The organism is Mesorhizobium sp. WSM4813 (assembly GCF_055811555.1).
In genome coordinates this window covers 1-10,718 of sequence record NZ_JBVVQU010000102.1, presented here as the reverse complement: position 1 = coordinate 10,718, position 10,718 = coordinate 1, and the positions used below count along the sequence as shown (strand labels likewise).

8 protein-coding genes and 2 pseudogenes are annotated in these 10,718 nt (G+C 63.5%); 3 read left to right on the top strand and 7 right to left on the bottom strand.

The genetic code is table 11. The features are described 5' to 3' along the window. Positions 1 to 87: 87 nt before the first annotated feature. Positions 88 to 1,053: an alpha/beta fold hydrolase gene (locus tag AC0L25_RS31515; protein WP_473599039.1), complete on the bottom strand. Its 966-nt coding sequence runs from the start codon at positions 1,051 to 1,053 to the stop codon at positions 88 to 90. 393 nt (positions 1,054 to 1,446) lie between these two features. On the opposite strand from AC0L25_RS31515, the gene AC0L25_RS31510 reads away from it, so the two are divergent. Continuing rightward, on the top strand, positions 1,447 to 1,707 hold the full coding sequence (locus tag AC0L25_RS31510; protein WP_473599038.1) for a hypothetical protein: 261 nt from the start codon (positions 1,447 to 1,449) through the stop codon (positions 1,705 to 1,707). 40 nt (positions 1,708 to 1,747) lie between these two features. Here the strand turns inward: AC0L25_RS31510 and AC0L25_RS31505 are convergent, their stop codons facing one another. From AC0L25_RS31505 to AC0L25_RS31495, 3 genes are all read right to left on the bottom strand, one after another. Further along, positions 1,748 to 3,574: a cation:proton antiporter domain-containing protein gene (locus tag AC0L25_RS31505; RefSeq protein ID WP_473599037.1), complete on the bottom strand. Its 1,827-nt coding sequence runs from the start codon at positions 3,572 to 3,574 to the stop codon at positions 1,748 to 1,750. A gap of 216 nt (positions 3,575 to 3,790) precedes the next feature. Continuing rightward, positions 3,791 to 4,876: an AAA family ATPase gene (locus tag AC0L25_RS31500; RefSeq protein WP_473599036.1), complete on the bottom strand. Its 1,086-nt coding sequence runs from the start codon at positions 4,874 to 4,876 to the stop codon at positions 3,791 to 3,793. Further along, the gene (locus tag AC0L25_RS31495; RefSeq protein WP_473599035.1) at positions 4,861 to 6,645 is read right to left on the bottom strand and encodes a Clp protease N-terminal domain-containing protein; all 1,785 of its coding nucleotides are present in this window, start codon (positions 6,643 to 6,645) and stop codon (positions 4,861 to 4,863) included. Before AC0L25_RS31495 ends, AC0L25_RS31500 begins: the two co-directional genes overlap by 16 nt. 229 nt (positions 6,646 to 6,874) lie before the next feature. On the opposite strand from AC0L25_RS31495, the gene AC0L25_RS31490 reads away from it, so the two are divergent. After that, positions 6,875 to 7,429, top strand: coding sequence for a DUF1269 domain-containing protein (locus AC0L25_RS31490; RefSeq protein WP_473599034.1), 555 nt, complete (start codon positions 6,875 to 6,877; stop codon positions 7,427 to 7,429). Positions 7,430 to 8,304: 875 nt separating this feature from the next. On the opposite strand, the gene AC0L25_RS31485 is transcribed toward AC0L25_RS31490, so the two are convergent. Continuing rightward, a complete protein-coding gene (locus AC0L25_RS31485) occupies positions 8,305 to 9,261 on the bottom strand; it encodes a zinc metalloprotease HtpX (RefSeq protein ID WP_473599033.1) in 957 nt (318 codons plus the stop codon). A gap of 727 nt (positions 9,262 to 9,988) precedes the next feature. Next, positions 9,989 to 10,151, bottom strand: a pseudogene (locus tag AC0L25_RS31480) (zincin-like metallopeptidase domain-containing protein); the annotation flags it as partial. A gap of 117 nt (positions 10,152 to 10,268) precedes the next feature. On the opposite strand from AC0L25_RS31480, the pseudogene AC0L25_RS31475 reads away from it, so the two are divergent. Further along, positions 10,269 to 10,478 (top strand): annotated as a pseudogene (locus AC0L25_RS31475) (WGR domain-containing protein); the annotation flags it as partial. A gap of 51 nt (positions 10,479 to 10,529) precedes the next feature. Here AC0L25_RS31475 and AC0L25_RS31470 read toward each other — a convergent pair. Further along, on the bottom strand, positions 10,530 to 10,718 hold a 189-nt coding region (locus AC0L25_RS31470; protein ID WP_473599032.1), incomplete at its 5' end, for a DUF4326 domain-containing protein.

Sequence of the window (10,718 nt, the reverse complement as noted above, 5' to 3'; positions counted from 1 at the left end):
GGCGGGCTGCACCCAGCCGTCGAAGCGATAGAGGATAGAGGTTGCCGGAATGGATCGCAGCATCCTGATAGCTGACCCGCCCATAGATCATGCAGGGTCCCCGCCGCCCGCAGCGGCGACCTTGTCGACCATGGCGAGAACGGCTTGGGGTGCGGCGTGGTGCACCATGTGGCCGGCTTGCGGGATGATATCGACAAAGGAACCGTGAATTTCGGCTTGCAGTCGAACTGCCTCGGCCTGGGCATCGAACAGCTGGTCGCCAGCGCCGGCAACAATACCGGTGGGCAGCGACAGGTCCTTGTACCGGGCGGAACGGCCGCCGGCCAGTGCCGCGGCCAGCATCAATGCCGACTCCGCAGCGATCGAGTGCAGCTGCGAGGGCCGGCTGGCGACGTCCTTTGCCGATGAAGCAAACTCTGCAGAGACTATGCCGGGGCGGAATATCTTGGCCATGGCCAGCGGCCAGGTAAGCCGCACAAACAGCGGCAGCAAAGTGTGGCGGACAACACCACCGGCGACAGGCAAGGCCGGCAGCGCCGCCAGTGCGAGGCCCAGGCGCGGCCGTGGATGATAGTAGCCGGAAACAAGCACCATGCCGGCGACCGAGGCGCGATGACGCCGCGCAAGCTGGAGAGCCACCGACGCGCCCCAGGAATGGCCCAGGACCAGGTATCTTTCGATCCCAAGCTGCGCGAGGGCGGCATGAATGAGATCGGCTTGCGCGGCCGCCGTCCACATGCCTCGCGGTCGCGTGCTCCTGCCGAAGCCCGGCCGGTCAAAGGCGAGTACCCGGTATCTCCTAGCCGCCCCGTCGAAGATACCGCTGGTTTTGAAATCCTCGGCCGACGAGCCGTTTCCGCGCAGCAGGATCAACGGCATTCGGTCGCCCTGTTCAAGGACGTGGAGGCGTTCCCCTGCAGCCTTGACGAAGCGCCCCGGCGCATACGATAAAAGCGCGCGCTTGGCGCGAGCGCCGTTATACAACGCCAGGCCAGCCAACCCGGCGCCAAGCAGCATGGCGGCTGCTGTTGACTTATTCGTGCCGCGGAACATTACGGCCGCCGCGCGCAATGTGGCGTAACCACTCTCGACGTTGCCTTGATGCTGTCCGAACTGTCGCGCATGCCGGCGCGCGGCTTACCAAGTGCATCTTTGCTCTCTCATTGGTTAGCTCCGATTTCTTGCCGGCAGCCTAACCCGCCTGATCGTCGGTTGTTCCTCCTGAAGGGGTTCAGCTGGTTTTTCCGCTCGTCTGAGCTTTCAAAAGGGGAACTTTGGAGTGGGACGCAGGTTAAGACGTTTGGCACCGAAAGGGATCCCAACGATGAGCGCGCAGCATAGAAATCGGGTCGCACCATTGCCGATCCGAGCAGATGCAACGGACCCGTAGGTAAGGCGAGGAACATCCGGCCCTTGTTAAGCTAACGCACAAGAAGAGGATGCGAGATGGCAGGAAAAGATAGCGAGCAGTTTGTCGACGATCCCGTCTACGAGGCAAGCCTGGAGTCCTTTCCGGCGAGCGATCCGCCCGGATGGGTGCCGCTTCGGATCGGTGCAGTCGATGTTCAGGAGTTGCTCAAAACGGATCGCGTCGCACGTGCAGTCTGGAACCAAGCCCTGGAGCAGGCAGTTTCGCATGCTGCGAGCGCAGAGTGCAACGATCTTGCAGCCGACATCCGTTCTATGCAGCGGGATGAGCCTCGATAAAGGGCTATAAAATCGGATTTTCCCGGATTGTCCGCCGTGGTCACGGCGCTTGGTGCGGGCGCAGTTCCGGTGCGCCGTGCACCGGTTCGGTGGTTTCCGGGAGCTCGTCTTTTGCGGAGGGCTGTTTCCGCCGTAGCTGCTCGAGCACGCCCGATGCCCTGTCTCCGGCGACGCCTAGACGGACGAGTGCATCCTCGGCCATGCTCAGCGCCAACTCAGGCTCGGCCGCGATAGCGCGACTGGCGCCGTGCGCCTCGAGGTGGGCGCGGTCCGTATCGTTCTGGGCGCGCACCAAAACCGTGCCGCTCGGGTTTACCTCGCGGGCGCGCTCCAGCACCCGGCGCGCCTCGTATCCGTCCGACGCCGTGATGACGATCATCCGCGCCCGGTCGGCGCATGCCGCTTCGAGAACGTCAGGCGCGGCCGCGTCCCCGAAGATCACTGTTTCGCCGGCGCTTCGCAGTTTGCCAACTCTCCTGTTATCGCGATCGATCAAAATGTAAGGAACACAAGCCCGCCGCATCGCTTCGGCCACTGTGCTACCCACACGACCGGATCCGACGATGACCGTGTGATCGGTAAGGGTGCATCGGGGCTGCTCGATCAGGATGGCAGACAAAAGCTGCGCCCGAGATTCCTCGCCGGGCCGTGCGGAACCTGGTCGGCTGGCCAGCCGCCTTTCGAGGCGCGTCGCAATGGTGAAGGCAGCCGGATTCAGGCTGATCGACAAGAGGGCCCCAGCAAGGATCAGATCCCGACCTTCCGGCGGCAACAATCCCAGCCCCACGCCTAGACCTGCAAGGATGAACGAGAACTCCCCGATCTGCGCGAGACTCGCGGAGACGGCGAGAGCCGTTCCAACGGGATAGCCGAGAGCAAGGACGATCGCCGCGGCGGCAAGCGACTTGCCCAGCATGATCACCAAGACCACCGCTAGGACCGACAACGGCTCCCGCACGAGGATCGAGGGATCGAACAGCATTCCCACGGATACGAAGAACAGGACGGCAAAGGCGTCCTGCAGCGGAAGCGATTCCGTCGCTGCTTGATGGCTCAGGTCGGATTCGCTGAGCACCACACCGGCGAAGAAGGCGCCGAGCGCAAAAGAAACGCCAAACAGTGTCGCCGACCCGTAAGCTATTCCTAGGGCAATTGCGAGAACCGCCAGCGTGAAGAGCTCTCGCGACCCCGCGTGCGCTGCCTGGCGGAGCAGCCATGGCACGGCACGCCGGCCGACGAGCAGAACCACAGCCACAAAGGCGGACACCTTCACCAGCGTGAGTAGGAGATCGCGAATGAGGGCGCCGACTCCGATCTGCCCAGGCTGTGCTGTTTCACCCAGCGACACAGCCACGGCAGGCAACAGGACAAGCGCCAGGACCATTGCGAGGTCCTCGACCACCAGCCACCCGACTGCGATCCGGCCATTGGCCGTGTCGAGCATGTTGCGCTCATCCAGGGCGCGTAGCATGACGACAGTGCTGGCGACGGAGAGCGTCAGGCCGAACACCAGGCCGGCACCGGGGCCCCAGTGCCACGCCCATGCAAGGAGGGAACCGATCGCAGTGGCCGTGACGATCTGCGCGATTGCACCGGGGACGGCGATCCGGCGGACGGCTAGGAGATCCTGAAGCGAGAAATGGAGACCAATTCCGAACATCAGGAGGATGACGCCGAGTTCGGCTATCTGGCCGGCGAGATCCAGATCGCCGGTGAAGCCAGGCGTATAGGGCCCAATGGCGACGCCGGCCATCAGATAGCCCAAGAGAGGCGGCAGGCGCAGACGCTGAGCGGCAAGCCCACCGGCGAACGCGAACACCACGCCCAGAGCCAGCATTGCGATGAGCTCGGTCGGGTGGTGTGGCATTGGCATCTCCTACTCGGGCACGCCTTTTTGAATTTCGGCGATTGTTCAGAAACTAGATGGCCGCGGCCTATCCGATTGACTTGTCGCCAGTTCCGACAAGCCCAGGCCAGACCGTACGGCCACGTCGTGCGCACTTGCGCCGAAAGGAAGAAGGCGACGAGCCGATCGGTGCCTCCTCGCCCCGGCGAAGCTCCGCGCTATGGGGAGGGGCCGTGCTTATTCGGCCGCCGCCGGCTTGTCCTCTCCCGAGGGCGTCCTGGAACCCGCGCTCGTCCCGGCCTGATCTTGCTCAGATGCGATTGGCGCCTGGTCCGTCTTGGCCTGCTGCTCAATGGCGACCTTCTGCTGGTCTGCGTCCCAGCGGGCCAGCACCCGGTCGCCCTCGTGGATCTCATTGGCAAGCATCGCGCTGGCGAGCCGCGTTTCGAGCTCCGAGCGGATCAGACGGCGCAGCTCGCGCGCCCCGAATTCCGGACGGAAGCCGGCTGCAGCCAGATGCTTAATCAACGACTGGTCGACGATCAGCTCGATTCCCTGGCCATGCGCGGTCCGCCTGACGCGCTCGAGCTGAAGCTCGACGATGGAGCGGATTTCGGTCCGGCCGAGCGCGTGGAAAACGATGATCTCGTCGATCCGGTTAAGGAATTCGGGCCGGAAATGACCGCGCAGGACGTCCATCAGCTCGCGCTTCACCTTGGCCTGGTCGTCCGCCGCCGTCCCGCGCTGGCGCAGGTTGCGCTGGATGATGTCCGAGCCGAGATTGCTCGTGGCGATCAGGATAGTGTTGGTGAAGTCCACCACCCGTCCCTTGCCGTCGGTGAGCCGCCCGTCGTCGAAGACCTGCAACAGCACATTGTAGACGTCCGGATGGGCCTTCTCGATCTCGTCGAGCAAAATGACGCTGTAGGGGCGCCGACGCACCCGCTCGGTGAGCTGACCGCCCTCCTCGTAGCCTACATAGCCGGGAGGCGCACCGATCAGGCGGGCGACGGCATGGCGCTCCATGTATTCCGACATGTCGATGCGGATCATAGCGTCCTCGTCGCCGAACACCGTCTCGGCGAGCGCCTTGGCGAGCTCGGTCTTGCCGACGCCGGTCGGTCCGAGGAACAGGAACGTGGCAACCGGACGGCGGCCCTCGCGCAGGCCCGCTCGGGCGAGTCGCACGGCATCGCTCACCGCCTTCACCGCTTCGTCCTGTCCGATCACCCGCTCGTGGAGCCGCTCCTCCATGTTCACCAGCCGCTGGCGCTCCTCGGTCGTCAGCTCGTTCACTGGCACGCCGGTCAGTTTGGAGACCACCTGCGCAATGTGCTCCGTCCGGACCTCGGCGGACGCTGAGCCGCGTTCGCGCCGCCAGCGCTCGGTGGCTTGCTCCAGCTCCTTGTCCTTCGTATCGTGCTGGCTCGCAGCTCCGATGCCCGGTCGAATTGCTTGCGCGAGGCGGCGTAGTCCTGCTCACGCTTAAGCTGGCGCACCTCGGCCTCGAGCTCCTGCACGTCCACCGGCCGCGCCGTCGCGGAGATCTTCACCCGCGCGGCCGCCTGATCGATCAAGTCGATCGCCTTGTCCGGGAGGAAGCGGCCGGTGATGAAGCGATCGGACAGCTCCGCCGCGGACAAGATTGCCTCGTCGGTGATCGTAACCTTGTGATGGGCTTCCAGCGTGTCGCGCAGGCCCCGAAGGATCATGATTGTCTGGGCGACCGTCGGCTCCGGCACGAGAACCGGCTGGAACCGCCGCTCAAGAGCCGCATCCTTCTCAATGTGCTTCTGATACTCGTTGAGCGTCGTCGCGCCGATCAGGTTCAGCTCGCCGCGAGCGAGCGCCGGCTTGAACACATTGGCGATGTCGAGCCCGCCTTCGCCGCCGCCCTGGCCGGCACCGACGATCGTGTGGATCTCGTCGATGAACAGGACCAGTTCATCGTCGCGGTCCGTGACCTCCTTCAGGATCTGCTGGACGCGCTCTTCGAACTCGCCGCGATATTTGGAGCCTGCCACCATGGAGTTTACGGAGAGCTCGACGAGGCGCTTGTCGCGCAACGCTTCCGGCACCTCGCCAGCGACGATCCGCTGCGCAAGCCCCTCAACGATGGCGGTCTTGCCGACGCCCGGCTCGCCGATCAGCACGGGATTGTTCTTCTTGCGCCGGGCGAGCACCTCGATGGTGGTCTCGATCTCTTTGGCGCGGCCGATCACTGGATCAAGCTTGTCCTCGCGGGCGAGTTTTGTCAGGTCGCGGGCGTATTTGTCAAGGTTCGGTGTGTTAGTCGGCGTGTCGACCCGGCCCTCCTCGGCGCCGCGCCCAACGACCTTGGTCACCTGCTGACGAATGGCTTGGGGTGTGAGCCCATAGCGGCGCAGGACGTCGGCCGCGATGCCCTCGCCCTCTTCGGCGAGGCCGATCAGGAGATGCTCCGGGCCGACATAGGAATGGCCGAACTCTGCAGATGCCCGGAAAGCGCGCGACAGGGCATCTTTCAGGCGCGGGCTCACGCCGATCTCGGCGGCATCCCTTTCGGGACGGCCTTCCCCGCGCTGGCCCTCTCCTTCGAGCTGGTTGCGCAAGTCATCGACTGAGACCTTGAACTGCTCCAGGATGGTTCGCACGACATCGCTGTCGGTCAAGGCATAAAGGAGGTGCTCGGTGTCAACCTCGTTGCGGCTGACATCGGTGGCCCGGCGTGCCGCTGCTTGGAGAAGCTCCTCGGCGTGGTCGCTCAACCGCTCGCCGATTCCCCTGGCGGCTCCCCCGCGACCTCGGGTGGAGCGGATGGGGATGGCGGTGCCGGTTTGATCCTCGGCGCCAGGCGCTTTCCCTGATGGACCCCCTCGGCCGCCGAACGGGTTGCCTAAGAAGTCGTCGCCGAAGAACTCCTCAAACAGGCTGCCGCTGCGGCCGCGACCGAAAAGCGACTCTAGCGGCGAGCTGGCGCGACTTTGGCTTCGCGCCAGCCGACGATAATCAACTTCGCACAATTCCATGGTTCGGCGTTGGCCGTTCCAGACCACCTGCGCCTGAACCGTCGCGGGACGGGCCCCGCAGACATCGCAGATTCCGTTTGCCATGCTTCGCCTCCTCTCGGTGTGATCTCCTCGAATGCCCATGACGCACGTATTGTTCCCGCGCCTGTTTTATTCCCACGCCTGGCCCGATCAACAGTTGCCGCGGGCCCGAGAGAATGCCTCCGAGCAGCTTGCAACAGCAACGCCAGGGGTTTTCGGGAACAGTATCTGGCCTTGTAGGTTTCACTATCTGGCTGCTGGAATACATCCGCATCTGACACAGGAGGCATGAATGGCTGAACTTGTGGTCGTAGGCTTCGATGACCCGTACGAGGCCGATCGCGTGTTGACGGAACTCACCCGTCTCCAGAAGGAATACCTGATCGATCTAGAAGATGCCGTCGTGGCGGTCCGCGGCCCGGATGGTCAGGTCCGCATCAAGCAGAGCGTTAACCTGGTCGGGACCGGTGTAGCATCGGGAGGACTCTGGGGGGCGATGTGGGGCTCGCTCGTAGGCCTACTGTTCCTGAACCCGGTCCTCGGTCTGGCCGTCGGCGGCGTGATTGGCGCAGGGACCGGCGCTCTCTCGGGCAGCCTGTTCGACTACGGCATTAATGACGACTTCATCCGCTCTATCGGTGATACGCTTAGATCGGACAGTTCCGCGCTCTTCCTCCTGGTGCGCAAGGCACAGCCGGAAAAGGTCGTGAACGAGCTCTCCCGGTTCAAAGGGCGCATCATCCGCTCCTCACTCTCACCCGAACAGGAAGCTCGGCTTCAGGAGGCGCTGTCGAGAGCGAAGGCTTCCGACAATGCGCCAGCCGCCGGCTCGGCAAGTGCGGCCTAACCGCTCGCCAACAAAGCGCCTGTACCGACAGATCGAGGACAAACCAGCGGGAAAGCGCGGCGCACGAGATGCGAAGGCACTCGGTAGCAACGACTTAAGGCTCAATGCGATCGTCCTACTGCAATGTGGCAAACCGAAGAGGAGCCCGATACAAGAAAGCCCGCCGCGGGAGGGGACCGCGGCGGGCCTTTGAGGAGCACTTTCGCGGCTATATCCTGGCAAGGGATCGACCGCTACGGTTGTAATGCGCAATCCCTGTAACGGTTCCAATACTTTTGCGGACGCGGTGTGTGCCGGCCTCGCGAGTATTGCACGTGGCGATCGGCCCGATGCACCGATCGGCCCGCGTCCTCTCCCTCCAGGGGCGCCGGCTTTATTGCCCGCACGGAACACCAGGCGTGTTCGTTCACCGGCATGAAGCAACCTCTCAGCGAGTGGCCGCTTTGGCAGACCCACGCTTTGGGCGGCGTTGGCGGTTGTTCTGGTTTCCTACGCCATCGGCGTCGCACTGCTTGCCTGGACAGTTAAAAGGTTCATTGTGCCGTTTCCCGGCAGCATGAGGCATCCACGTAAGCCATCGGTGTCGACCGTGCGTCATCTGGGGAAATTGTCACTCACTACAGCCTCCTTACGGTCGTGTCCTACCGCGTGGTGTAGGTCGGCGGTAGCGAAGCCGCTCGCGCGAGCGCGCCCTCAACAGCGCTGAAGGGATGTAGCGCGGGGGCCAGCATAGCCTCCGCGCTGCTGGTCTTCCGGCATACAAACACGTCCGAGCCGAGCAACGGCCTAAGAGAAGTTCCACGCACGACCTGTCTTCTTTTTCGCGACTCCATCTCTCTAGGCGTCGTTTCGCGGGAAGCCAACGCTTTGCCCTCCTATACGAACGGGCGCATGAGATTCTGCCGCCAGGACCGATCGCCGCGTCCGGCGAGCGAGTCGAGATAGGCCGTCCGGTTCGCAAGCGGAAGATCAGGCCGAACGGGCGAGACGAGTTCCGCCAGGCGCGCGATGCGCTCGGCTGTGCTCGGATGCGTCCGGAACCAGTGCGGCCACCGTGCCCCGCGCGAGTCGAAACGCTCCCAATCATCTCCCTGTATGGCTTCGATCCGTCGCAGGGCAAGGGCCAGTGCCTGCGGATCGCCCGTGAGCTCCACGGCCCCTGCGTCGGCCAGGAACTCCCGCCGCCTTGAAAGCGAGAGCTGCAGAAGATCGCTGACAGTGGGCGAAAAGGTCAGGAGCAGAATGCCGAAGGGCGACAGAAACTCGCCAGTCGCCCAGAGCACCGGCAGCAGCGCGAAAAGCAGGAACAAGCCGGCGCTTGACATCACCTGCGTCATGGCTCCAGCCGTCGCCGCGAGCCGCATGATGAAGATGTCGCCGTGGCGGATATGGGCGATCTCGTGCGCGAGAACAGCAGCGAGTTCCCGCGGCGGGAGCGTCTGGAGCAGACCGCTCGTGACGGCGATTGCGGGATCTTGCCGGTCGCCGGCAGCCATGGCCTGCAGGACGGGCGACGGCAGCAGGTGGAGGGTAGGCGCGCGAGGGAGGCCGGCGCGGCGCGCGAGCTCTGCGATCAGCATGACGAGTCCAGGGTCGCTGTGCCGGTCCACGACGATGGCCCCATAGGCCTGCCGGAACAGGGCGCCGCCGGAGGTGGAGCCGACCAGGAGGGCGATACCGGACAGGATGAGGCCGAGAACGATGCCGTCCGACCCGCTGATCACGTACCCTGTCCATGCCGCGAGTGCCATAAGGCCGATGAGAATGATGACCGAATGAAGCCCGTTTAGCGTGCGCTGCTGCCTCAAGGCTTCGCTGTCAAGCAGGTACACTCTAGGACCGGGAGTTTGTTTTCGGCGATGGCCCACTCTTCACCTCTTTTGCTGCGATTTCAGAGCGTTCGTTTTCAGATCGAGCCTTCGGCACGACATCGGAATGCGGATGCCAACAGACCAATAGTAAGGCGAGTACCACCCGGCCCCGGTAAAGCTAACGCGCAAGGAAGAGGATGCGAGATGGCAGGCAAAGATTGCGAGCAGTTTATCGACGATTCCGTCTGCGCGGCCAGCGTGGAGTCACGCGCGGAAGCGCTCGCAGTTCGTTGCCATCCGGGGCGGGATGCGGATCGGCGAAGTGCGGCTGCTTCTGAAAATACAAATTCGACATAGGAGGGCGGCCAAGAGCCGCCCTTTTCTCAATCATTCGGCTAGGGCCTTGAGAATCGGCGTGGACCATAGGATCAGAATGAACCCGATACCCGACCAAAGCATCACAGTATCCCAGTTGCGATAATCCCGGCGCATCTCAGGCGTCCTTGACAACAATCCATCTCTTACAGAATCCCGCGCTCAAAGCCAGATCCTCCGAAGTGCACGAAGGGGAGCTGTATATGTCCCGCCGTCTGTATCGCCGGGTGACGCGCCCAGCAAAAAAGTTGGTGAAAGCTGGATCAAATTCAAGAGTTTCTGTTGCCGAGCAGTAGAAAAACCGCCGTCGCCGTAGCCAGATAAGGCGCAATCACTTGCTGCCAAATCATGTTGCTCCTCCGAAGCCGCACGTTTAGTCCGTGACCTGTGTCGCCCTCCGCTGAAGCTCATGCAGGTAATTGAGCCGCCCGCTGCGCCTGCGCTGCCGCGGCGAAGATGAAGCGCTTCTCGTTGCTGAGAATTTCGAGCCAGTTCGCAAGATAGCTTGCGTGGTCCTGCCTAGGCTCGAGCTCCGGTCCAACGACCCATCACGAGAATGAATCGATCCGGGTTCAGTGATTCAAAGCTGTCATTGGACGGCGGGCTCCGCCTGGTATCGCCTCTATATCGAACGCAAGGACGCGAGTCGGAACATGGCCCGGTTCTATGCGCTGTCGATCGAAGGGACGTTGTTCGGGCAGACCTGCCTCGTGCGCCGATGGGGTCGGATCGGAACGACCGGCCGCATGGTCCAGCATTCCTTCGATGACGAGGGCGAGGCCGTGGGCCTTTTCCTGGAACTATTGCGCGCCAAGCGGCGCCGCGGCTATCGACCCAAGTTTGGCGCTCGGCATGCAGAAATGGCCCCTCGGCGTGACCGGGCCGAAGAGGTCAGGCCTGGTTCGCGAGATCTATCAGCACGTCGCCGTGGCACCCCGCGGCGCGCACCAGCAGACCAGATCGCGGCCGCGGAGTTCGTCGAGCGCGTCGAGCAACTCGGGTTGCGACGCAAGCCACGCGCGATACGTCTCGATGACCTCCTCGCGTGAACCATCGCGGCCGATGACGAAGGGATTTCCCCATTTGCTCGGCCGCCCGATATA

Bases quoted from the DNA above. Each gene is read 5' to 3' on its own strand.
- AC0L25_RS31510 (WP_473599038.1), top strand. From the start codon at position 1,447: ATGGCAGGAAAAGATAGCGAGCAGTTTGTCGACGATCCCGTCTACGAG.
- AC0L25_RS31490 (WP_473599034.1), top strand. From the start codon at position 6,875: ATGGCTGAACTTGTGGTCGTAGGCTTCGATGACCCGTACGAGGCCGAT.
- AC0L25_RS31505 (WP_473599037.1), bottom strand. From the start codon at position 3,574: ATGCCACACCACCCGACCGAGCTCATCGCAATGCTGGCTCTGGGCGTG.
- AC0L25_RS31515 (WP_473599039.1), bottom strand. From the start codon at position 1,053: ATGTTCCGCGGCACGAATAAGTCAACAGCAGCCGCCATGCTGCTTGGC.
- AC0L25_RS31495 (WP_473599035.1), bottom strand. From the start codon at position 6,645: ATGGCAAACGGAATCTGCGATGTCTGCGGGGCCCGTCCCGCGACGGTT.